This window comes from Sphingobium sp. JAI105, assembly GCF_015752145.1.
GTDB lineage: Bacteria > Pseudomonadota > Alphaproteobacteria > Sphingomonadales > Sphingomonadaceae > Sphingobium > Sphingobium xenophagum.
In genome coordinates, this window is record NZ_JADOUC010000001.1 from 1,118,103 (window position 1) to 1,140,626 (window position 22,524).

Genomic DNA, 22,524 nt, shown 5'->3' on the forward strand with positions numbered 1-22,524 from the left:
TTTTGCAACGCAGCAGGAATATTTGTGTCAGCGTGGAACCGGACCAACAAAAAGGGGCCGACGGTCACCCGTCAGCCCCTTTTTCGTCTCCGGCCTGGCCTTGCGATCAGGCGGCGTCTTCGGCTCGCTTGCTGTTTTCGCTGAATACGCGAATCGGTTCCTTCTTGCCCGCGACGACATCCTTGTCGACCACCACTTCGCCCACGCCCTGCATGGACGGCAGGTCGAACATGGTGTCGAGCAGGATCGCTTCGAGGATGGAGCGCAGCCCGCGCGCGCCGGTCTTGCGTTCGATCGCCTTCTTCGCGATCGCGACCAGCGCTTCGTCGGTGAAGCTAAGGTCGACATTCTCCATCTCGAACAGCTTGCCATATTGCTTGACCAGCGCGTTCTTCGGTTCGCCCAAAATCTTGACCAGCGCCGACACGTCCAGATCCTCCAGCGTCGCGATGACCGGCAGACGACCGACAAATTCGGGGATCAGTCCGAATTTCAGCAAATCTTCCGGTTCGCTCTGCCGCAGCAGCTCGCCCGTCTTGCGCTCTTCGGGTGCAGCGACATAGGCGCCAAAGCCGATCGACTTGGCCTCCAGACGATCGCCGATGATCTTTTCCAGACCAGCGAACGCGCCGCCGCAGATGAACAGGATGTTGGTCGTGTCGACCTGCAAAAACTCCTGCTGCGGATGCTTGCGCCCGCCCTGCGGCGGGACGGAAGCGGTGGTGCCTTCCATCAGTTTCAGCAACGCCTGCTGCACACCCTCGCCCGACACGTCGCGGGTGATGGAGGGGTTTTCCGCCTTGCGGCTGATCTTGTCGATCTCGTCGATATAGACGATGCCGCGCTGCGCCTTCTCGACATTATAGTCCGACGCCTGAAGCAGCTTGAGGATGATATTTTCCACATCCTCGCCGACATAACCCGCTTCGGTCAGCGTCGTCGCATCGGCCATGGTGAAGGGCACGTCGAACGTCTTGGCCAGCGTCTGCGCCAGCAGCGTCTTGCCGCATCCGGTCGGGCCGACCAGCAGGATGTTGGACTTGGCCAGTTCGACCTCGCCCGGCTTGCTGCCATGGTTCAGCCGCTTGTAATGGTTATGGACCGCGACGGACAGTACGCGCTTCGCCCGGTTCTGGCCGATCACATAATCGTCCAGCACGTCGCATATTTCCTGCGGGGTCGGCACGCCGCCATCCTTCTTGCCGACGAGACCGCCCTTGGTCTCCTCGCGGATGATGTCGTTGCACAGCTCGACGCACTCATCGCAGATGAACACGGTCGGCCCAGCGATCAGCTTGCGCACTTCATGCTGCGACTTGCCGCAGAAGGAGCAATAGAGCGTGCTCTTGGAATCGGAGCCGGTAAGCTTAGTCATTCGCCAATCTTTCTTCCCTGCCGGTTCAACAATCACCAAAACCGCATTCCGGCGCGGGTAATCTGGTCCATAGTCATCCTAGACCGTGGCGCGCCGGTTTCACAAGGGGTGAAAGTAGCGCGCCCCGGTAAAGATGGGCTTTAAGTCTCGCTCGCTTCGGGCAGCGCGGGCCGGCTGGTGAACACTTCATCGACCAGACCGAAGGCCTTGGCCTCATCCGCTTCCAGAAAGGTGTCGCGGTCCATCGCCCGCTCGATCTCTTCGAGCGACCTGCCGGTATATTGGACATACAGGTCGTTCAGGCGACGGCGGATACGCAGGATTTCCTTGGCCTGGATCTCGATGTCGCTGGCCATGCCCTGCGCGCCGCCCGATGGCTGGTGGACCATGATGCGGGCATTGCCCAGCGCGATCCGCTTGCCCGGTTCACCGGCCGCCAGCAGAAAGCTGCCCATCGACGCCGCCTGGCCGATGCACACGGTGCCGACCTGTGGCCGGATATATTTCATCGTGTCGTGGATCGCCATGCCCGCCGTCACCACGCCGCCGGGCGAGTTGATGTACATCCAGATGTCCTTCTTCGGATTTTCCGATTCGAGGAACAGCAACTGGGCGACGATCAGCGAGGCCATATGATCCTCGACCTGGCCGGTCACGAAGATGATCCGCTCACGCAACAGGCGCGAAAAAATGTCGAAGCTGCGCTCGCCACGGTTCGACTGCTCGATAACGATAGGAACCAGCGCGGCCATGGGATCATGCATGATGTTGGTCATTGTGCTCTTTCAGTCAGGTGCTTTTGCCCACCCCTACATCGGCACAAACGGCAAATGGTTCAAGGGGGGCTTGCAGGAAGGAAGCCGGTTCAGTCGCGCCGGGCGAAGTCGGACGGCGCGCGAAAACCCAAATAGGACAGCCGCCGCACCTCCCGCCGCCCGCGCACCACGGTGTCGAGGATAAGCCCGCACATGCCCGACAGGGTGGCAAGGATCATCAGGCCGGTGACCAGGATGGCGGTCGGGAAACGCGGCACAAGGCCAGTATGCATATAGGTCACGATCAGCGGCGCGGCCAGCCCCAGCCCCAGCGCGACAAGGAACGCGGCGATCACGCCGAAGAACAGGATCGGCCGCTCGATGCGATAGAGGGTGAAGATGGTGCGCAGGATGCGAAAGCCGTCGCGATAGGTGGAAAGCTTGCTGACCGATCCTTCGGGCCGCGCGCCATAGGCGGTGACGACTTCGGCGACCGGCATGGCAAGTTCGAGCGCATGGACGCTGATCTCGGTCTCGATCTCGAACCCGGCCGACAGCACCGGAAAGCTTTTGACGAAGCGGCGGGAAAAGACGCGATAGCCCGACAATATGTCGGTAAAACTGCGCCCGAACAATTGCTTGAGCAGGCTGGTCAGCGCCCAGTTGCCCAGGCGGTGGCCGGGGCGATAGGCCTCTTCCGCCTCCGACTTGCGGCAACCGACGACCATGTCGAGATTATCGTCGAGCATGGCGGCAACCATCGCGGGGGCGGCGGCGGCCTCGTAGGTCGCGTCGCCATCGGCCATGATATAGATGTCGGCATCGACGTCGGCGAACATGCGGCGCACGACATGACCCTTGCCCTGCTGGGTCACGCGGCGGACGATCGCGCCAGCACCGCGCGCCAGTTCGGGGCTGCCGTCGCTGCTGTTATTGTCGAACACATAGATGTCGGCATGGGGCAATGCGCGGCGGAAATCCTGCACCGTCTGCACGATCGCGCCGGCTTCATTATAACAGGGCAGGATGACCGCGATGCGCGGGACTGCCAGCGCGCTGTCGCTGGTCATGGCGGGATATTCCTTCATCGGCCTTCGCATCCTGCTGCCTTCCGTGCCCGATGGCATGGACCGGCAGGGTTAATATTTCCTCTGCCATGGCGCGTGCGAAATGAAAAGCGCCCGCGCCTCCTGTCGGAAGCCGGGCGCTTGTCCATCGCTTTTCAGCCGGGCTTATTCAGCCTTGGCAGCGGCCTTCTTGGGAGCAGCCTTCTTCTTGGGCTTTTCCTCGGCAGCGGCCTCTGCGGCCGGCGCGTCCGCTTCCGCCGCGACAGGGGCTGCCTTCTTGGCGGCGGCCTTCTTCGGCTTGGCCGGGGCTTCCTCGGCTACCGCTTCGGCTTCGGCGGCGGGTTCGGCAGCGGCCTTCTTGGACGCGGCCTTCTTCGCCTTGGGCTTTTCGTCATGGTCATGGCCGCAATCGGGGCCATGGACGTGGGGCTTGATGTCGCCATCTTCGGCTTCGATCGCCGCTTCCAGCTCTTCCTTGGTCACGGCGCGGTCGGTGACTTCGGCCTTGTCGAACAGGAAGTCGACGACCTTGTCCTCATAAAGCGGCGCGCGCAGCTGGGCTGCGGCCATCGGGTCCTGACGGACATATTGCACGAAACGCTCACGGTCCTGCGGGCCGTACTGCTGCGCGGCCTGCATGATCAGGCGGTTCATTTCCTGGTCGCTGACGGTCACGCCATTGGCCTGGCCGATTTCGGAGAGGAGCAGGCCCAGGCGAACGCGGCGCACGGCGATGGCGCGATAATCGTCCTTTTCGGCTTCCATTTCGGCGATCGCGGCGGCCGGATCTTCCTCATGGCTCGCTTCATGCTGAAGCTGCTGCCAGATCTGCTCGAACTCGGCCTCGACCATGCTCGGCGGCACGTCGAAGTCATGGGCCGACGCCAGCTGGTCAAGCAGCTTGCGCTTCATATGGGTGCGGGTCAGGCCATTATGTTCCTGCTCGATCTGGCCCTTGAGCAGATCCTTGAGCTGGTCCAGCCCTTCCAGGCCCAGCGACTTGGCGAAATCATCGTCCAGCTTGGGCTTGTCGCCGTCCAGGATCGACTTCACCTTGATGTCGAAGGTCGCCAGCTTGCCGGCCAGGTGCGCCGCGCCATAATCTTCGGGGAAGGTCACTTCGATGACCTTTTCCTCGCCCTTCTTCACGCCGCCCAGCTGTTCCTCGAAACCGGGGATGAACTGGCCAGAGCCGAGCTTGAGCTTGATGTCCTCGGCAGCGCCGCCTTCAAAGGCTTCGCCGTCGACCTTGCCCAGAAAGTCGATGACCAGCGTGTCGCCGTCCTGCGCGACATGATCGTCGCCCTTTTCTTCCAGCGCGCCCTGCTGCGTGGCGATGCGGCCAGCGGCCTCATCGACCTGCGCGTCGGCGACTTCGACGGTCAGCCGTTCCAGCTTGATGCCTTCGATGCTGGGCGCCGCGATGTCGGGCAGCACTTCGAGCGCAACCTTGATTTCCGCGTCCTTGCCGAACTCGAACCCTTCGTCCAGCTCGACCGAAGGCTGCATCGCGGGACGCAACTTCTGGTCAGCGATCAGCTTCTGGATGCTTTCCTGAATGCTGTTGTTGAGCGCGTCGCGCTGGAGCGCTTCGCCATGCATTTTCTTGACGAGATTGGCGGGCACCTTGCCGGGGCGGAAGCCGGGCATCCGCACCTGCGGAGCCATGGCTTTCACTTCCTTGTCCACTCGCGCGTCGATATCCTTCGACGTGATGGTGACAGTGTAGGCGCGCTTAAGGCCTTCGTTCAACGTCTCGACAGTCTGCATCTCTTCTCTCAAACGCTTTCTTCAGCTGAATTTCGGTGGCGCTGCCGCAGGTGGCATACTGGTGCGGGCGAAGGGACTCGAACCCCCACATCTTGCGATACCAGAACCTAAATCTGGCGCGTCTACCAATTTCGCCACGCCCGCATCGGTCGCCGGTCGGCGCGGCATAGAGAAAAGCGTGGGCAAGGGCAAGGGATAGTGAGTCGGGTCGCGGAACCGGGGCGACGACCCATGCGTAACCTCTCCGCCCCCTTAACAGAGAGAAGCAGATATGGCCACCCAGCCCGACCCCACACCCAACCCCGATGGCGTGCCCCCGCCGGACATTATCGACCCGCAGTCGCCGCCCGAAACCCCCGCCCCCGCGACTCCGCAGGAATTGCCGGTGACGGAGCCGGACGAGATCGTGCCGGTCGGCCCCGATTATGATCAGCCAGACAGCGCGCCAGCCGAAGTGCCGCCGGATTAAGCGCAATTTTCGGCCGATAGGCCAACATATCCACAATTTTTATGTCACTTTGCGGAACCTTTTTGGTTGATCGTTAAAATATGATGGCCCCGCCGCTGGACAGACCCCTGCAAGCATGATTGAATTGTTACAAATAGAAATGACGGAGAGGCGCGGCTGACAAAATAGGGGGTCGACGTGCATAGGGTTCGCGCAAAACTGGATTGGTTTAAAACCGTCATCCTGCCACAGGAAGCAGCATTGCGCGGTCGTTTGCGACGCATTTTGCCCTCCACTCATGAACTGGACGACATGGTCGCCGAAGTCATGACCCGCGCCTATGCGACGGAAAATTGGGAAAATGTGACGACAGGCCGCGCCTATCTCTTCACCATCGCCCGCAACCTCGTCATCGACACCGCCCGCCGTAACAAGGTGGTCAGCTTCGAAACCATGGCCGACCTGGAACTGCTGGGCGGCGAAAATACGATCGAAGCGCAATTGAACGCCCGCGAAGCGCTGCGTCAGGTACAGGTCATCGTCGAGTCGCTGCCTGCCCAGTGCCGTCGCGTGTTCATTCTTCGCCGCATCCACGAAAAATCCATGCTGGAAATAGCGGAGGAGATGTCCCTATCCGTTTCTACTGTTGAAAAACATCTGGCCAAAGCCATCGCGATAGTTATGCGGGCCTGGGCGGAACGTGAGGAAACGGATTTCGAACGTGCAGGGGTCGGAGCCAGGATCAAGCTGCGGGACCAGGGCCGCGATCGAAGCGGAAGCAGCGCGCCTGCTGGCCAGGCTTAACAGCGATCCCAGCCCGCAGGACGAAGCCGAAATTTGCGCATGGGTAGAGGCTGACCCCAGCCACGCCGTTGCGTTCGCCCGTGCCGAAGCAGCATGGGAAGCGGCCGAGCGACTGAAAAGCGCCGCCGCCGAAGTCACCCTGCCCCCGCTGGCGCAGATCGTCAGCGAAGAACAGCAGCGCCGCCTGTCGCGCAACGTCATGGTCGCCGCCGCCGTCGCGGTCATGCTCTTCATCGTCGCCGCCATCGTCACCGTCCGCACGTTCAGCGGGGTGGAGCGTTTCCAGACCGGCATCGGCCAGATCCGCGACATCGCGCTGGAAGATGGATCGACCCTGCACCTCAACAGCGACAGCGAAGCCGAAGTCCGCTTCACCGACAATGGCCGCAAAGTGCGTATCCTCAAGGGCGAAGCATCGTTCGATGTCGCCCGTGACGCTGAACGCCCGTTCGACGTCGAAGCACGATCGGCGGTCATCCGCGCGGTCGGCACCGCCTTCAACGTGCGGATGCGTCCCTCGATCGTCGAACTCACCGTCACCCACGGCACCGTCACCGTCCATTCGGGCGATAATGTGCAAAAGCGCGTCAGCGCAGGCAGCGGCGCTGTGATCCAGCCGCGCACCATCGCGCTCACCCGGCTGGACCCCAAGCTGGTTGGCCAGCGCACGGCCTGGCGCGAACAGATGGTCGAACTGGACGGCGAAACCATCGAGCAGGCGGCAGGCGAGTTCAACCGCTACCGCACCGCGCCGATCCTGATTGGCGATACGCGGGTGTCGGCGCTGCGAATCGGCGGCCGCTTCCGCATCAGCGACAGCCGCGAATTCCTCTCCGCCCTGCAACTGAGCCTCCCCATCCGCGCGGTCACGGGCGAGGATGGCTCGGTCATGCTGCTCTATCGCGACGAAGAGCCGGCGATGACGGACAATGGGGTCGGATTGTGACGCGCAGGGCGGACCAATATTAAATCCGTTCGCCCTGAGCGAAGTCGAAGGGCTCGGCTGAGCCGCAGGCGAAGCCACTTCGCTCCGCTCAGGATAAGGCTTCGACTTCACCTCCGGTGAAGTTTATCCTGAGCGCCTGCCGCAGGCGGGCAGTCGAAGGGCTCAGCCCGAACGGATATATTTCTAACTCTTTGCCCTACCCCAACAACTCCCGCACCATCTCCGGCACCAGCACACTCGCCGGTCCCAGCCGGCTTTCCTCGAAATAATAACTGCCCGCTGAAGGATCGAGATTGAGCTCCAGCGTTCGCGCGCCGACATGGCGGGCGGTCTGGACGAAACCTGCCGCCGGATAGACCGCGCCGGACGTGCCGATCGACACGAACAGGTCCGCGCGCCGCAGCGCATCGTCGATCGCGTCCATCTCATAGGGCATTTCGCCAAAAAACACGATGTCGGGCCGCAGCCTGGGCTTGCCGCAGCCATCGCATACCGATCCGGGCGGCAGCGATCCGCTCCACGCCACCGCCTTCCCGCACGCCGCGCACAGCGCCGATCGCAGCGCACCATGCATATGGATCAGCCGCTTCGCCCCAGCCCGTTCATGCAGGTCATCGACATTCTGCGTGACGATCAGCAATTCGCCCGGCCATGCCCTGTCGAGCGCCGCCAGCGCCTCATGCGCGGCATTGGGCGCCACCTCGTCCAGCTTCGCGCGCCGCTCGTCATAGAAGCGATGCACCAGCGCGGGATTGCGCGCGATCGCTTCGGGCGTGCAGACATCCTCGACGCGATGCCCTTCCCACAATCCGTCCGGCCCGCGAAAGGTGGCAAGCCCGCTTTCGGCGGAAATCCCCGCGCCGGTGAGGATGACGATATTGCGTATGTCCGGGTTCATGTCGCCCAGCCTAGCCAATGCGCCGCGTCAACGCCATGCTCCTGCTTATCGAAGTCTTTACCCCGTCCGGGCTAGACCCCGACGCATTATTAAAGCCGGAACATGCCCCATGCGTTTTGCCCAGACCCTGCCCATGATCGCCGCCCTCGCGCTGCCGCAGCCCGCCTTTGCGCAGGTCGCCGTCGCCGATAGTGGCGATACCGGCTGGATGATCCTTTGCGCGCTGCTGGTGCTGCTGGCCGCATTGCCGGGGCTGATGCTGCGCCATGCGGGGCTGGTCAATGTGCGCAATGCCCTGTCGGTGATGACGCAGGGCGCGGCAGTGATTGCGATCGTGTCGCTGGTCTGGGGAATCGCGGGCTATTCCATCGCCTATGCGCCCGGCAGCGCATGGCTGGGCGGCGGCGCGAACCTGCTGCTCGCCAATCTGGGGCAATTGCGCGACGGGATGACCGTACCTGAATCCGCCTTCGTCCTGTTCCAGATGGCGTTGGCCCTGCTGGCCGCCTGTCTGCTGATCGGTGCTGTCGCGGAACGGGTGCGGCTGGGCTGGCTGATCGGCTTCGCGCCGCTCTGGCTGCTGCTGGTCTATGCGCCGACTGTCCATGCGGTGTGGGGCGGCGGCTGGCTCGCCGACCTTGGCGTGCTGGATTTTGCCGGCGGGCTGGTCGTGCATGGCGTTGCGGGCTTTTCCGCGCTGACGCTGGCCCTGATCGCCGGGCGGCGGCGCGAAGCCTCCGACCCCGGCCATTCGCCCGTACTCGGTCTGGCGGGCGGCGCATTGCTGTGGATCGGCTTGTCGGGCGTGGTCGGCGGCTGGGCACTGGGCGCAACCGATGACGCCGCGACCGCCATCCTGAACTATCATTTTGCCGCCTGCGCCGCCGCGCTGCTCTGGGCCTTGCTCGACCGGCTGCTGGGCGCGCGCACCAGCGCCACCGGCATCCTGTCCGGCGCCCTGGCGGGCATCGCCGCCATTTCGGCCAGCGCTGCTTTGGTCGGCACAGGCGGCGCGATGATGATTGGCGTGATTGCAGCAATTGTCTGCCGCATCGGCGGCGGGCTGGCGGCCCGCTGGATCGATGATCCGGCGGGCATATTCGTGGTGCACGGACTGGGCGGCCTCACCGGCGTCCTGTTGCTCCCCATCTTCGTCCTGCCGCTGCTGGGCGGGGTCGGCTATGAAGTGCCGGTCAGCCTGAGCGCTGCGCTGCTCAGCCAGCTTGCCGGTCTTGCCATCGTCGCGCTCTGGGCGATGATCGGCACCGCCATCGCCGCGCTGATCGTGTCGATGGTCATCCCCATGCGCGTGGGCGCGCAGGAAGAAGCCGACGGCCTCGACGCCAGCCAGCATGGCCAGCAAGGCTGGGATTTCCGCTAAACGCCATGACCGTTGCCGTCGCCATTTTCGCCCATCAGGAAGAAAAGCGCATTGCCACCTGCCTTGGCTCGCTGCCGCTCGACCGGGCGGATACGCTGTTCCATGTGCTGGTCAACGGCACGACCGACGCCACCGTGGTGCGCGCGCGGGAAGCGGCGGGCGGGCGGTCGAACGTCATCGTTCATGACATTGCCGCGGGCGGCAAGTCACGGACCTGGAACCATCTGGTCCATGACCTGCTGAACGGTAGCGAGCAGGCCGTCGTCTTTCTGGATGGCGACGCGGAGATACAGAGCGGGTCGATCGACGCGCTGGTGGCGCACCTTGCCGCCCACCCCCATGCCAATGCCGCCGCCGGTATGCCGGTCAATGGCCGGATGGCGCAAACCTATCGCCGCAATCTGCGTGCGGAGGGCGGGCTGTTTGGCGATCTCTACGCGCTGTCGGGGCGCTTCGTCGGCGCGATCCGCATGCGCGGCCTGCGCCTGCCCGACGATCTGATTGGCGACGATGGGCTGGTCGCGGCCTGGGCGCATACCGATCTGCAAAAGGATAGCGGCTGGGACGTTACCCGTGTGATCGCCTGCGACGGCGCGGGCTTTGCCTGCGAACAGGTCAGCCTGACCCGTCCGTCCACCTGGACGATGCAGTATAAGAGGCTGATTAACTATTCGGTGCGCTTCTTCCAGAACCGGATCGTGTCGGACATCATGACGCGGCAGGGACCGGACGGCCTGCCCCCGCGCCTTTCCAGCCTCTACCCCGACTGGCTCCCCCGCTTCCGCCCGCGCGGCGGCATCAGCGCCTGGTTCGACCGCAAGGCATTGGCCCGGATGCAGGACGCGCTCTAAGCCCCGCCGTCCGACTGGCTGGCAAACGGGTCTAGCGGTCCTTGCCCGCCAGTTCCTTGTTCACGAACAGGGCGAAGCCAGTCACCACCGCACCCGACAGCAGATAGGCGCCGGACGCCGCCAGCCCGAACTCCGCCGAAATCGCCAGCGCGACGAGCGGGGCAAAGCCCGCCCCCACCAGCCAGGCAAGATCCGACGTCAGCGCCGACCCGGTATAGCGGGTCGCGGTACGGAAATTGGAGGCTACCACGCCCGACGACTGGCCAAAGCTGAGGCCAAGCAGGATGAAGCCGAGCACCATGAAGGCGACCTCGCCCAGATCGCCGCCATTCAGCAGCAGCGGCGCGGCGACCGCGAAAAAGCCGATGCCGACCGCCGAAAAGCCCAGCAACCGACGCCGACCGATCATGTCGGCAACGAAGCCGGATACGATGATCGCCAGCACGCCGACAAAAGCGCCGATCACCTCGATCACCAGAAAGCGCTCCAGCGGCTGGTCGGTGTAGAGCGCGATCCACGACAGCGGAAACACGGTGACCATGTGGAACAGCGCGAAACTGGCCAGCGGGGCAAAAGCGCCGATGACGATGTTGCGCCCTTCGCCGCGCACGGTCGGGATGACCAGCGAAGGCTGAAGCTCGCGCTTTTCATACAGGCGCGAAAACTCCTCCGTCACCACGATCCGCAACCGCGCGAACAAAGCCACCACATTGATCGCGAACGCGACGAAGAAAGGATAGCGCCAGCCCCAATCGAGGAAATCGGCACGCGACAAGGTCGACAGGAAGAAGGCGAACAGGCCCGCCGTCACCATCAGCGCCAGCGGCGCGCCCAGTTGCGGCATCATGGCGTACCAGCCGCGCTTGCTCTGCGGCGCGTTGAGCGAAAGCAAGGATGCAAGACCATCCCAGGTGCCGCCCAGCGCGACCCCCTGCCCCGCGCGGAACAGCGCCAGCAGCACGGCCGACCAATGGCCGATCGTCGCGTAGCCGGGCAGGAACGCGATAGCCGCGGTCGATCCGCCAAGCAGGAACAGCGCGATGGTCAGCTTCACCCCGCGGCCATAGGCGCGGTCGATCGCCATGAAGATGACCGACCCGATCGGCCGGCTCACAAAGGCGAGCGCAAAGATGGCGAACGACCAGAGCGTGCCTTGCAGCGGCGACAGATAGGGGAACACATGGGCGGGAAAGACGATGCAGGACGCAATGGCATAAACGAAAAAGTCGAAAAATTCCGACGTCCGCCCGATGATGACGCCAATGGCGATCTCGGTCGGCGCGATTTTCTTGTCGCCATGCGCATGAAGATTGCGCACGTCATGCTCCGCCTGCGTCTTGTTCGGCGTTGTCGTCGCGGATGTCATGGCGTGAAAAGGGCCTTCATGCTGCGGGAACGATTGTTCGCCCTACTTCGTTGCATGGCGAATCATCGGCTTGTCAAATAGACCCATGCCCTATTTCGCAACCGCACAGGGATAGGACAAAAGGTCCAATGTCGCCCCGGTAACTTCCTGACTAGACGGAGGCCATGATCGCTCGACCGCCCGCCAAAAGCCGCGCAATTCTGCGCCGATTCGCGCCCGTTCTGCTGCTGCCGCTGGGGGCGTGCAACTGGGTGGTCATGGCCCCGTCGGGCGACGTTGCAATGCAGCAACGCGACCTCATCCTCATCGCGACCGCGCTGATGCTGCTGATCGTGGTGCCAGTGATGGGCACGATCGCCTGGTTCGCCTGGAAATATCGCGCAAAGGCGCAGGCCGCCGATTATGATCCCGACTGGGACCATTCGACCAGCCTGGAATTGCTGATCTGGTCCGCGCCGCTGCTGATCATCATCGCACTGGGTGCGGTCACCTGGACCAGCACCCATCTGCTCGACCCCTATCGCCCGGTCGAACGGCTCGACCCGCAACGCAAGGTCGATCCGGCGGCAAAGCGCCTGCAGGTCGAAGTCGTCGCGCTCGACTGGAAATGGCTGTTCATCTATCCGGAAATGGGGATCGCCACAGTCAATGAACTGGCCGCGCCGATCGATCAGCCGATCGAATTCAAGATCACGTCCGCATCGATCATGAACAGCTTTTTCGTGCCCGCGCTCGCCGGGCAGATCTATGCCATGCCGGCAATGCAGACCAGCCTGCACGCGGTCGCCAACCGGCCCGGCACCTTCGACGGCTTTTCCGCCAACTATTCGGGCGCCGGCTTTTCCAACATGCGCTTCAAATTCCACGCCATGGACCAGCGCGGCTTTGACCAGTGGGTCGCCCGCGTGAAGGCCAGCGGCCAGAGGCTGGACCGCGCCACCTATGTGAAGCTGGAACAGCCCAGCGAAAAGGTGAAGCCAATCTATTTCGCCAGCGTCGAACCCCGCCTGTTCCACGCCGCGCTCAATATGTGCGTGCAACCGGGCAAGCGCTGCATGGACCAGATCATGATGACCGATGCCCAAGGCGGGGCGGGCAAGGAATCGGCCCGCGACACGGCTGGCCTGCGCCATGACGGCACCATCGACGTGGGCGGCTATCACCCGGTCGAACCCGGCAAGAAGGGGGAGATCGCCCAGCCCGCAGGCATGACGCCCGCCGCCGAACGCACCCCCGCCGAGCGCGGCAACCAAGCGCCGGGGCAGCAAGATCATGAGGGGCATGATGGGCTTTAGAAAACCCACATCCGTTCGTGTCGAGCCTAGTCGAGACACATCATGCACTGTGCCAGCGTTTCTCGACTTCGCTCGAAGCGAACGGATGTTGTTGGCGGATGAACGCAGTTTACCACTCTCCCCCTTCCCCCTTTCAAGGCCCTAACGTCCATGTCCCCGCATCCCGCCTCCGAAAATAGCGGCATCTGGGAGCTGATCTTCGGTCGGCTCGACTGGAGTTCGCTCCCGCTGCATGAGCCGATCGTCGTCGGCACCTTCGTGATGGTCGCGCTGGGCGGCGCGGTGGTGCTGGGCCTCATCACCAAATATCGGCTGTGGGGCATGTTGTGGCGCGACTGGTTCACCACCGTCGACCATAAGCGCATCGGCATCATGTACATGGTCCTGGGGTTGATCATGTTCCTGCGCGGCTTTGCCGACGCCATCATGATGCGGCTTCAGCAGGCGATGGCCTTCAACGGCTCCGAAGGCTATCTGAATTCCCATCATTACGACCAGATTTTCACGGCGCATGGCGTCATCATGATCTTCTTCGTCGCGATGCCGATGATCACGGGGATCATGAACTATATCGTCCCGCTCCAGATCGGCGCGCGCGACGTCAGCTTCCCTTTCCTTAACAATTTCAGTTTCTGGATGACGACGGCGGGCGCCGTCATCGTCATGATGTCGCTGTTCGTGGGCGAATTCGCCCGCACCGGCTGGCTCGCCTATCCGCCCTTGTCGGGGATCGCCTATTCGCCGGGCGTGGGCGTCGACTATTATATCTGGGGATTGCAGATAGCGGGCATCGGCACGCTGCTATCGGGCGTCAACCTGATCGCCACCATCGTCAAGATGCGCGCGCCGGGCATGACGATGATGAAGCTGCCCATCTTCACCTGGACGTCGCTCTGCGCCAATATCCTGATCGTCGCCGCCTTCCCGGTGCTGACCGCCGTGCTGGCGCTGCTCAGCCTCGACCGTTATGTCGGCACCGCCTTCTTTACCAACGACATGGGCGGCAACCCCATGATGTATGTGAACCTGATCTGGATCTGGGGCCATCCGGAAGTCTATATCCTTATCCTGCCGCTGTTCGGCGTGTTCAGCGAAGTCACCTCCACTTTCTCGTCCAAGCGCTTGTTCGGCTACAGCTCGATGGTTTACGCCACGATCGTCATCGCGCTGCTCAGCTATCTCGTCTGGCTGCACCATTTCTTCACCATGGGTTCGGGCGCCAGCGTCAACAGCTTCTTCGGCATCACGACGATGGTGATTTCCATCCCCACCGGGGCCAAGCTCTTCAACTGGCTGTTCACCATGTATCGCGGGCGCATCCGCTACGAACTGCCGATGATGTGGACGGTCGCCTTCATGCTGACCTTCACCGTGGGTGGCATGACCGGCGTGCTGCTCGCCGTTCCGCCGGCGGATTTCGTGCTGCACAATTCGCTGTTCTTGATCGCCCATTTCCACAATGTCATCATCGGCGGCGTCCTGTTCGGCCTGTTCGCGGCGATCAATTACTGGTGGCCCAAGGCGTTCGGTTTCCGCCTGGAAACAACCTGGGGCAAGCGCAGCTTCTGGCTGTGGGTCGTGGGCTTCTGGGTCGCCTTCATGCCGCTCTATGTGCTGGGCCTGATGGGCGTCACCCGCCGGATGCGCGTGTTCGATGATCCCAGCCTGCAAATCTGGTTCCAGATCGCGGCGCTGGGGGCGGTGATGATCGCGGGGGGCATCGCCTGCATGCTCATCCAGTTCGCCGTCAGCATCAAGAATCGCGACCAGTTACGTGACACGACCGGCGATCCGTGGGACGGCCGCACGCTCGAATGGGCGACCAGTTCGCCCCCGCCCGACTATAATTTCGCCTTCACCCCGGTCATTCATGATGGCGACGCCTGGGCGGACATGAAGAAGCGCGGCTATGAGCGTCCGCTGACCGGCTATGCCCCCATCCACATGCCGTCCAACACCGGCACCGGCATCATCATTGCGGGCCTGTCGGTCGCCTTCTCGGTCGGGATGATCTGGTACATGTGGTGGCTGGCGGGCCTGTCCTTCGTCGCCATACTGGCGGTCGCGATCGGGCATACGTTAAACTACAAGCGCGATTTCTACATCCCACGGGACGTGGTCGAGCGTACCGAGGGCGAGCGCAGCGCGCTGCTCGCAACACAGGGCTAAACATCATGGCCACACGATCCGCAATCGACCCCGCCTTCCTCGACAATGACGGCAATCCGCTCTTTCATCTGGGCGAAGATCCGCATCATCCCGAAGGGTCCAGCACGGCGCTGGGCTTCTGGATCTACCTGATGAGCGATTGCCTCATCTTCGCCTGCCTGTTCGCCATCTATGCCGTGCTGGGCGGCAATTATGCGGCGGGGCCGGGACCGCGCGACCTGTTCGACCTCAATCTCGTCGCGCTCAACACCGCGATGCTGCTCTTCTCGTCCATCACCTATGGCTTTGCCATGCTGGCGATGGAGAAGGACAAGGTCGGCGCGACGCAGGCCTGGCTCGCCATCACCGGCCTGTTCGGCCTGGCGTTCCTGAGCATCGAACTCTACGAATTTGCCCATCTCATCCATGAAGGCGCGACCCCGCAACGGTCGGGCTTCCTGTCAGCCTTCTTCGCGCTGGTCGGCACCCATGGCCTGCACGTCACCTTCGGCATCATCTGGCTGGTGACGCTGATGGTGCAGGTCGGCCAAAAGGGGCTGATCGCCGCCAACCAGCGCCGCCTGATGTGCCTGTCGATGTTCTGGCATTTCCTCGACGTCATCTGGATCGGCGTCTTTACCTTCGTCTATCTCATGGGGATGCTGCGATGAGCGCGCACGATCACGAACATTCGCAAGGCTCCCACGGGACGATGGGCAGCTACATGATCGGCTTTGGCCTGTCGGTGCTGCTGACGGCCATTCCTTTCTGGCTGGTCATGAACCAGACCTTCGCCAATCCGCAGGTCACCGCCTTCGTCATCATGGGCTTTGCCATGGTGCAGATCATCGTCCACATGATCTACTTCCTGCACATGAACACCCGGTCGGAAGGCGGCTGGTCGATGATGGCGCTGCTCTTCACGCTGGTGCTGGTGGTTATCACCCTGTCCGGCTCGATGTGGGTCATGTATCATCTCAACAACAATATGATGCCCCATATGGAGCATGATATGAGCCAGATGCCGTGACATCGCACAGCCAGGGCCGGGCGGGTTTCCCCGTCGGCCTGACGCTGATCGCCGCCTTGCTGTTTGCGGGGCTGTGTGCATTGGGCGTGTGGCAGGTGGAGCGGCTGGCGTGGAAGCGTGACCTGATCGCGCGCGTCGACGCGCGCATCCACGCCAGGCCTGTCGCCGCGCCTGCGAGCGCCACCAGCGCCGACGAATATCGCCGCGTGCGCGCCACCGGCACCTTCCTGCACGACCGGGTAACGCTGGTGCAGGCTTCCACCGTGCGCGGCCCCGGCTTTTGGGTGCTGACCCCGCTGCGCCGCCCCGATGGCTCGATCCTCCTCGTCAATCGCGGTTTCGTGCCGCACGACGCCCGCACCCGCTACGCCCGCCCGGCAGGGACGGTCAGCATCACCGGCCTGCTGCGCCTGACCGAGCCGGGCGGCGGCTTCCTGCGGTCGAACGATCCCGCCGCCGACCGCTGGTATTCGCGCGATGTCGCCGCCATCGCCGCCGCGCGCGCCCTGCCCGCGACCGCCGATTATTTCATCGACGCCGACGCCGGGACACAGCCCGATGCCCTGCCCATAGGCGGCCTCACCGTCATCCGCTTCCCCAACAATCATCTTGTCTATGCGCTGACATGGTTCAGTCTGGCCGCCATGGTCGCGGGCGCCTATATCCTCCTCATGCGTCAAAGCCGCCGTCCATGACCCTGCGCCTGCCGATCGCCGCCCGCTGGCTGCCCAGCCAGTGGCCAGCCGACGCTGCCGGGCGCAAGAATATGGCGCTGCTGGTGCAGTTGCGCTGGATCGCGCTGGCGGGTCAGGTCGCTACCATCCTGATCGTCCATTACGGCATGGGCATCCGCCTGCCGATGGTGCCGATGCTGGTCGTCCCCTGCATCGCGGCCGGCGTGAACCTGGCCAGCCTCGCCATATTGCGACGGCGCACCGACATCACCCATGCCGAACTGTTCCTGGCGCTGCTGTTCGACGTCCTCTCGCTCACCGCCCAACTCTATATGAGCGGCGGCGCGACCAATCCGTTCATCTCGCTCTATTTGCTCCAGGTCGCGCTGGGCGCGGTGCTGCTCCATCGCTGGAGCGTGTGGGGCATCGTCGCGATCTCCGTGCTGTGCGCTGCCGGTCTCGCCTTCTTCTACCGCCCGCTGGACCTCAGCGACGCGCTGGAGGGCCGCCTGTTCGATCTGCACATCATCGGTACCTGGGTCTGCTTCACCATGATCGCGGTGTTGCTGGTGCTGTTCATGACCCGCGTCACCCGCAACCTGGCCGCGCGCGAAGCCTATCTGGCGCAATTGCGGCAACAGGCGGCGGAGGAAGAGCATATCGTCCGCATGGGCCTGCTGGCGTCGGGCGCGGCGCATGAACTGGGCACCCCCCTCTCCTCGCTCGCGGTCGTGCTGGGCGACTGGCGGCACATGCCCGAAATCACCACTCACCCCGCTCTGGTCGAGGAAGTGGAGGAAATGCAGGCCGCCGTCACCCGGTGCAAGGCGATCCTGTCGGGCATATTGCTGTCGGCGGGCGAAGCGCGCGGCGAAGCACCGCAGGTCACCAATGTCCGCGCCTTCATCGACGGCATGGCGCAGGGCTGGCGCGCCGCCAATCCGGGGATGCCGCTGCGCTGCGATTTCGGCCCGCACGATTATCCGCGCATCGTTGCCGATCCCGTCATCCGGCAGGCGATCACCAACCTGCTCGACAATGCGCGGGAGGCGGGCGCAACCTATATCGACCTGCTGGTCGGGCGCGAAAGCCAGTGGCTCAACATTGCCGTGCGCGACAATGGACCGGGGTTCGACGCGGACATGCTGGCCGATTTCGGCAAGCCCTATCGCTCCAGCAAGGGGCGCCAGGGCGGCGGGCTTGGCCTGTTCCTGGTCGTCAATGTCGTGCGAAAGCTTGGCGGCTGCGTCAGCGCCAGCAATGGCGCGGATGGCGGCGCGCTGATATTGCTGCGCCTGCCGCTCGGCACGCTCGCGATCGGGGAGGATAGCGATGACCGATAACCGCCTGCTCATGATCGTCGAGGATGACGACGCCTTCGCCAAGACGCTCAAACGCTCGTTCGAGCGGCGCGGCTATACCGTGCTGATCGCCGACAGTCAGGAAATGGTCGTGCAATTGCTGGCGGATCATGATCCGGCCTATGCCGTCGTCGACCTCAAGCTGGGCGGGCAATCCGGGCTGGTCTGCGTCCAGGCGCTCCATGCCCATGATCCCGACATGCTCATCGTCGTGCTGACCGGCTTTGCCAGCATCGCCACCGCGGTAGAGGCGATCAAGCTGGGCGCCACCAACTATCTCGCCAAACCGTCCAACAGCGACGACATCGAAGCCGCCTTCGCCCGGTCCGGCGGCGACACCGCCATCCCGCTCGCCCCCCGCCCGACGTCGATCAAGACGCTGGAGTGGGAACATATCCATGAAGCGCTCAAGGACAGCGAGTTCAACATTTCCGAAGCCGCCCGCCGCCTGGGCATGCACCGCCGCACCCTGGCCCGCAAACTCGCCAAGCGCCAGATCGGCTGACGCCCAATCGGTTGACGGCGCATTTCCCGCGTGGCAATGGGCGGTCGAACGCGGGTGTAGCTCAATGGTAGAGCAGCAGCTTCCCAAGCTGACGACGGGGGTTCGATTCCCCTCACCCGCTCCAATTTTCCCAATCCTCTGGATAATCCAAACGCGCCTTGGCGACCGGTGCTCGTCAGGCTAAGCCTTGGCGCACGTCAGGGGGATTCATGCGTTTAGGCTGGGATGAGATCAAGCGGCGGGCCAAGGCGTTCAGCGATGAATGGAAAGACGCGCACTATGAGCGCGGCCAGACCCAGACATTCTACAATGAATTTTTCGAGATTTTCGGCATCAGGCGCAAGCAGGTCGCGATCTATGAACAGCGCGTCAAGCTGCTGAACAATCGCCATGGCTTTATCGACCTGTTCTGGCCCGGCACGCTGCTGGTCGAACAGAAGAGCGCCAGCCTGGACCTTGGCCGGGCGCAGGGCCAGGCGCTCGATTATGTGGAGGGCATCCACCCGACGCAGCAACCCCGCTGGGTGCTGTCCTGCGATTTCCAGACCTGGGTGCTGCTGGACCTTGAAACCCGCACACAGTTGAAATTCCGCCTCGCCGATCTGCACAGGCATATCACCGCTTTCGATTTCATGCTGGGCCGCAAGGTCAGCTTTGAAACCCAGGCAGGCGTCACCATCAAGGCGGCGGAACTGATGGGCAAGCTGCACGACGCGCTGGAGGAAACGGGCTATGTCGGGCATGATCTGGAACAATTGCTGGTCCGGCTGCTCTTCTGCCTGTTTGCCGACGACACCGGCATTTTCCAGCCCAAGGATATTTTCCTACAGCTTGTCGAAAACGACACGCGGCCCGACGGCAGTGACGTTGGCCGTGTTCTCAATGACCTGTTCGACGTGCTGGACACGCCGGAAAATGCCCGCCAATCGACATTGCAGGCGGAACTCAACGCCTTTCCCTATGTGAATGGCCGCCTGTTCGCCAAGCGTGTCCGCACCCCGCATTTTACCCAGGCGATGCGCGATCATCTGCTGGACGCGGCGCGGCACGACTGGTCGGGCGTATCGCCCGCCATTTTCGGGTCGCTGTTCCAGTCGGTGATGGACGCGAAGGAACGGCGGGCGAAGGGCGCGCATTACACCACCGAAGCCAATATCATGAAGGTCATCGGGCCGCTGTTCCTGGATGATCTGAAATCGGAACTGGCCACCATCATCGCGCGCAAGACAGGCCGGGACCGGGCGCTGGGCGAATTTCAGAACAAGCTGGCGCGGCTGACCTTCTTTGACCCGGCCTGCGGTTGCGGCAATTTTCTGGTCATCGCCTATCGCGAAATCCGGGCGTTGGAATTGGAAGCGCTCAAGGCCCAATATGGCGAGCAACAGATTGACGCCGCCCTGCTGTCCCGCGTCACGGTCGACCAGTTTTACGGCATCGAATATGAGGAGTTTCCGGCCCGGATCGCCGAAGTCGCGATGTGGATGATGGACCATATCGCCAATAATGCGATCAATGAAGCGTTCCGCCTGAACTATGCCCGCATTCCATTGAAGGACAGCGCCCACATCCTGCATGGCGACGCGCTGGAAGCGGACTGGGCAGAGTTGCTGCCGCCGGAAAAATGCAGCTATATCATGGGCAACCCGCCTTTTATCGGAGCCAAGTTCCAGAGCGAGTTTCAGCGGGCGCAGGTCCGGCACATTGCCGGGCTGGGCGGCAGTGGCGGCACGCTGGATTATGTCGCGGCATGGTTCATCAAGGCGGGGCAATATTGCCAGACCAACCGGCGCATCCGCATCGCCTTCGTGTCCACCAATTCGATTACACAGGGCGAACAGGTGGCGCAGCTATGGCCGATCCTGTTCGACCGGCACGGGCTGGAAATCACCTTCGCGCATCGCACCTTCAACTGGTTCAGCGAAGCCAAGGGCAAGGCCCATGTGCATGTCGTCATCATCGGCCTTGCCCATCGCGACCATGAGCCAGCGGAAAAGCGGCTGTTCAGCTATCCCGACATTAAGGGCGATCCGGTCGAAAGTCGCCATGCCGCACTCACGGCCTATCTGTTCGATGCAAAGGGTGTGGCGAACCGGCATCTGGTGGTGAAGGAGGAAAGCAGGCCGATCAATGGGGCGCAACGCTTGATAACGGGCAGTAAACCAGTTGATGGTGGATATTTGATTTTGAGGGGGCAAGAACGGGCAGACGTCAGTTTAGCCGAACCCGACATTCTTGAGTTTATACAACCTTTCGTCGGCGCAGAAGAATTTATTAACGACGGCAAGCGATGGATACTTGCGCTACAAAAAGCTTTACCTGAAAAAATCAGACAATCACGGTTCATCAAAGAGCGGCTTGCAGGCGTGCGCGCATTTCGGAAGGGCGAACTACATCCTAGAGGAAAACCTGATGGAGCGCGTCCCACTCATGGCAGTTCAACGTACTCGCTGGCGGACCATCCGACCAGCTTTCACGTCACGGTTATTCCTGAGAGTCCATTTTTAGTCATTCCACAAGTCAGTTCAGAGCGACGTGATTATGCCCCAATTGGATGGCTAGGCGGCGTGGACAAATTCGGGATGCATTGACCTCTACTGTTCGAGAAGGGTGTGGTCAGGCCACACATCCTCATGGCCGGGTGCGGTCATGAATCGCCATCCCGGAGGTAAGGCTAAGAATGGCAAAGCCGCAGGGCAGTCGTCTGCAAGATGATGAAGATGTAGCGGTTTGAAGAGGTCCGCCGCATCTGACCACTCCCCTGACCAGATGAACCAACCTGATGTGCCGCTTTGGGGTTCGTGGCGGAGGCCATGTAGTGGCACCTCGCCTCGCAAGGCGCTGTCCGATATCCCAACCTTCATCGCACCATCCGGTGGCGAGAATGCGGCGCCGTAACGCTCGCAGATATCCACTTGGGCTTGCTCCATGAGCATAGATTAGCGAACGGATGACCGCCTGCATATCGGCTCGGCGTAGACCAAGGATTTTCGTGCCGACGTGCAAAGCGAGATTGACCCCGGCCACTCAGGTTGATTCAAGGCTGTCTTTTGGAGGCAGGCTTGAGCAGGGGCGATCTCACCGAAGCGGAATGGCGTGTTCTGAAGGGCTTGTTGCCCATAGAGCGTGAGAACCGTAGTCGAGGCAGGCCGCCCGAGCAGAGCCGAACGATCATAAATGGCATCCTATGGCGGCTTCGCTGCGGCGCTCCGTGGCGCGACGTGCCGCCGAAGTACGGTAGCTGGAACACAATCTATCGGCGGTTCAGAAGATGGAGCGAAGCCGGGGTCTGGGAAACCGTGGCCGTGACGTTGGCCGAGGTCATGGCAGACAGCGGCCACTACAGCATCGATAGCACCACCGTTCGCGCCCATGTGTCGGCAGCGGGCGGAAAAGGGGGACTCATCGACGCGCTCTTGGCCGCTCGCGGGGCGGGTTCTCCAGTAAGCTTCACTGCCTGGCTGATGCCCTCGGGCGACCGCTCGCCTTCCATCTGACAGCCGGCGAGGCGGCAGACTGCAAGGCCTATGACGCCCTGATCGGTCTGCCCGAACGCGCACCCGATGCTCTGCTCGCCGACAAGGGCTACGATGCCGATGCGATCCGCGCCAACCTCGCCGAACGAAAGATCGAAGCCGTCATCCCCGGCCGTTCAAACCGACGGGTGAAAATCGAGCATAACCGCACGCTCTACAAGCAGCGCAATCGCATCGAGCGTATGTTCGGCCATCTCAAGATTAACCGCGCTATCGCCACCCGCTATGACCAACTGGCAAACAGCTTCCTCGGCATGGTCCATCTCGCCACCATCAGATACTGGCTCAAATTTGTCCACGCGGCCTAGAACCCCCAA

At 62.7% G+C, this 22,524-nt stretch carries 21 protein-coding genes and 2 tRNA genes; 15 read left to right on the plus strand and 8 right to left on the minus strand.

Going from position 1 to position 22,524, the window contains the following annotated elements; all coding sequences use genetic code 11:
• Window positions 1-106: 106 nt before the first annotated feature.
• The 5 genes from clpX to IWY39_RS05280 form a co-directional block, all read right to left on the minus strand.
• Window positions 107-1,375 (minus strand): ATP-dependent Clp protease ATP-binding subunit ClpX, encoded by a 1,269-nt coding sequence (gene clpX, locus IWY39_RS05260; protein WP_017184221.1) that lies wholly within the window; start codon window positions 1,373-1,375, stop codon window positions 107-109.
• A gap of 140 nt (window positions 1,376-1,515) precedes the next feature.
• On the minus strand, window positions 1,516-2,151 hold the full coding sequence (gene clpP, locus IWY39_RS05265; protein ID WP_017184222.1) for an ATP-dependent Clp endopeptidase proteolytic subunit ClpP: 636 nt from the start codon (window positions 2,149-2,151) through the stop codon (window positions 1,516-1,518).
• A gap of 89 nt (window positions 2,152-2,240) precedes the next feature.
• Complete coding sequence (locus tag IWY39_RS05270; RefSeq protein WP_017184223.1) at window positions 2,241-3,218, minus strand: glycosyltransferase family 2 protein; 978 nt, start codon at window positions 3,216-3,218, stop codon at window positions 2,241-2,243.
• A 144-nt stretch (window positions 3,219-3,362) separates the two neighbouring features.
• Window positions 3,363-4,967 carry a trigger factor gene (tig, locus tag IWY39_RS05275; protein ID WP_107125207.1) on the minus strand — a complete coding sequence of 535 codons (1,605 nt, stop codon included), beginning with the start codon at window positions 4,965-4,967 and terminating at the stop codon, window positions 3,363-3,365.
• A 59-nt stretch (window positions 4,968-5,026) separates the two neighbouring features.
• A tRNA-Leu gene (locus IWY39_RS05280) sits at window positions 5,027-5,111 on the minus strand.
• 127 nt (window positions 5,112-5,238) lie between these two features.
• On the opposite strand from IWY39_RS05280, the gene IWY39_RS05285 reads away from it, so the two are divergent.
• The 3 genes from IWY39_RS05285 (at window position 5,239) to IWY39_RS05295 (ending at window position 7,165) form a co-directional block, all read left to right on the plus strand.
• The gene (locus IWY39_RS05285; protein ID WP_017184225.1) at window positions 5,239-5,436 is read left to right on the plus strand and encodes a hypothetical protein; all 198 of its coding nucleotides are present in this window, start codon (window positions 5,239-5,241) and stop codon (window positions 5,434-5,436) included.
• Window positions 5,437-5,613: 177 nt separating this feature from the next.
• On the plus strand, window positions 5,614-6,219 hold the full coding sequence (locus tag IWY39_RS05290) for a sigma-70 family RNA polymerase sigma factor (protein WP_017184226.1): 606 nt from the start codon (window positions 5,614-5,616) through the stop codon (window positions 6,217-6,219).
• On the plus strand, window positions 6,137-7,165 hold the full coding sequence (locus IWY39_RS05295) for a FecR family protein (RefSeq protein WP_107125206.1): 1,029 nt from the start codon (window positions 6,137-6,139) through the stop codon (window positions 7,163-7,165). The genes IWY39_RS05290 and IWY39_RS05295 overlap by 83 nt, the downstream gene beginning before the upstream one ends.
• Before the next feature lie 196 nt (window positions 7,166-7,361).
• Here IWY39_RS05295 and IWY39_RS05300 read toward each other — a convergent pair whose 3' ends face one another.
• A complete protein-coding gene (locus tag IWY39_RS05300; RefSeq protein ID WP_019053815.1) occupies window positions 7,362-8,063 on the minus strand; it encodes an NAD-dependent deacylase in 702 nt (233 codons plus the stop codon).
• A 109-nt stretch (window positions 8,064-8,172) separates the two neighbouring features.
• Here IWY39_RS05300 and IWY39_RS05305 point away from each other — a divergent pair, with 109 nt between their 5' ends.
• Together IWY39_RS05305 and IWY39_RS05310 are read left to right on the plus strand one after the other, a co-directional pair.
• On the plus strand, window positions 8,173-9,444 hold the full coding sequence (locus IWY39_RS05305) for an ammonium transporter (RefSeq protein WP_107125205.1): 1,272 nt from the start codon (window positions 8,173-8,175) through the stop codon (window positions 9,442-9,444).
• Between the two features lie 5 nt (window positions 9,445-9,449).
• Window positions 9,450-10,295: a glycosyltransferase gene (locus IWY39_RS05310; protein WP_107125204.1), complete on the plus strand. Its 846-nt coding sequence runs from the start codon at window positions 9,450-9,452 to the stop codon at window positions 10,293-10,295.
• A 31-nt stretch (window positions 10,296-10,326) separates the two neighbouring features.
• Here IWY39_RS05310 and IWY39_RS05315 read toward each other — a convergent pair whose 3' ends face one another.
• A complete protein-coding gene (locus tag IWY39_RS05315) occupies window positions 10,327-11,661 on the minus strand; it encodes an MFS transporter (protein ID WP_107125203.1) in 1,335 nt (444 codons plus the stop codon).
• A 164-nt stretch (window positions 11,662-11,825) separates the two neighbouring features.
• Here IWY39_RS05315 and cyoA point away from each other — a divergent pair, with 164 nt between their 5' ends.
• From cyoA to IWY39_RS05360, 9 genes are all read left to right on the plus strand, one after another.
• Window positions 11,826-12,956 carry a ubiquinol oxidase subunit II gene (cyoA, locus tag IWY39_RS05320; protein WP_107125202.1) on the plus strand — a complete coding sequence of 377 codons (1,131 nt, stop codon included), beginning with the start codon at window positions 11,826-11,828 and terminating at the stop codon, window positions 12,954-12,956.
• 150 nt (window positions 12,957-13,106) lie between these two features.
• Entirely contained in the window at window positions 13,107-15,125 is a 2,019-nt protein-coding gene (cyoB, locus tag IWY39_RS05325) for a cytochrome o ubiquinol oxidase subunit I (RefSeq protein ID WP_107125201.1), read from the plus strand.
• Window positions 15,126-15,130: 5 nt separating this feature from the next.
• On the plus strand, window positions 15,131-15,775 hold the full coding sequence (gene cyoC, locus IWY39_RS05330; RefSeq protein WP_017181379.1) for a cytochrome o ubiquinol oxidase subunit III: 645 nt from the start codon (window positions 15,131-15,133) through the stop codon (window positions 15,773-15,775).
• A complete protein-coding gene (cyoD, locus tag IWY39_RS05335) occupies window positions 15,772-16,134 on the plus strand; it encodes a cytochrome o ubiquinol oxidase subunit IV (RefSeq protein ID WP_107125200.1) in 363 nt (120 codons plus the stop codon). The genes cyoC and cyoD overlap by 4 nt, the downstream gene beginning before the upstream one ends.
• Window positions 16,131-16,829 carry an SURF1 family protein gene (locus tag IWY39_RS05340; protein ID WP_107125199.1) on the plus strand — a complete coding sequence of 233 codons (699 nt, stop codon included), beginning with the start codon at window positions 16,131-16,133 and terminating at the stop codon, window positions 16,827-16,829. The genes cyoD and IWY39_RS05340 overlap by 4 nt, the downstream gene beginning before the upstream one ends.
• Window positions 16,826-18,151 (plus strand): ATP-binding protein, encoded by a 1,326-nt coding sequence (locus IWY39_RS05345; protein ID WP_107125198.1) that lies wholly within the window; start codon window positions 16,826-16,828, stop codon window positions 18,149-18,151. The genes IWY39_RS05340 and IWY39_RS05345 overlap by 4 nt, the downstream gene beginning before the upstream one ends.
• On the plus strand, window positions 18,141-18,674 hold the full coding sequence (locus IWY39_RS05350; RefSeq protein ID WP_107125197.1) for a response regulator transcription factor: 534 nt from the start codon (window positions 18,141-18,143) through the stop codon (window positions 18,672-18,674). The genes IWY39_RS05345 and IWY39_RS05350 overlap by 11 nt, the downstream gene beginning before the upstream one ends.
• A 50-nt stretch (window positions 18,675-18,724) precedes the next feature.
• A tRNA-Gly gene (locus IWY39_RS05355) sits at window positions 18,725-18,798 on the plus strand.
• Between the two features lie 85 nt (window positions 18,799-18,883).
• The gene (locus IWY39_RS05360; protein WP_229380664.1) at window positions 18,884-21,262 is read left to right on the plus strand and encodes a DNA methyltransferase; all 2,379 of its coding nucleotides are present in this window, start codon (window positions 18,884-18,886) and stop codon (window positions 21,260-21,262) included.
• A gap of 3 nt (window positions 21,263-21,265) precedes the next feature.
• On the opposite strand, the gene IWY39_RS24550 is transcribed toward IWY39_RS05360, so the two are convergent.
• A complete protein-coding gene (locus IWY39_RS24550) occupies window positions 21,266-21,607 on the minus strand; it encodes an immunity protein Imm33 domain-containing protein (RefSeq protein ID WP_443019974.1) in 342 nt (113 codons plus the stop codon).
• 126 nt (window positions 21,608-21,733) lie between these two features.
• On the opposite strand from IWY39_RS24550, the gene IWY39_RS05365 reads away from it, so the two are divergent.
• Window positions 21,734-22,515, plus strand: a protein-coding gene (locus tag IWY39_RS05365; RefSeq protein WP_196871401.1) for an IS5 family transposase whose coding sequence is annotated in 2 segments (ribosomal slippage) — window positions 21,734-22,058 and window positions 22,058-22,515 — 783 coding nt in all. Because the reading frame shifts where the segments join, the coding sequence is not laid out codon by codon here.
• Window positions 22,516-22,524 lie beyond the last annotated feature (9 nt).